A 228-nucleotide genomic window follows, 5' to 3' on the forward strand; every position below is an offset into this window, starting at 1 on the left:
GGCCGCCCACCCCGATGCGCTGTACGCGTGCGACCCGGTCATGGGCAATGCCAAGTCCCGCTGCTGCGTGGCTCCGGCCATCCCGATCCTGCTCCGCGGACGCGTGGTTCCCGTGGCCGACATCATCACGCCGAACCAGTCCGAGCTCGGCTTCCTCACCGAGGCCGAGCCCGACACCCTCGTGTCCACCCTCGCGTCGGGCGACCTCGCGCGGGCGATGGGGCCGCG

General features: G+C 72.8%; 1 pseudogene. It reads left to right on the forward strand.

Annotated elements, in window-relative coordinates:
• Positions 1-228 (forward strand): annotated as a pseudogene (locus KVS71_RS19825) (bifunctional hydroxymethylpyrimidine kinase/phosphomethylpyrimidine kinase); the annotation flags it as partial.

It is taken from the genome of Microbacterium sp. GbtcB4 (assembly GCF_019091465.1).
In the GTDB taxonomy this organism is placed as follows: domain Bacteria; phylum Actinomycetota; class Actinomycetes; order Actinomycetales; family Microbacteriaceae; genus Microbacterium; species Microbacterium paraoxydans.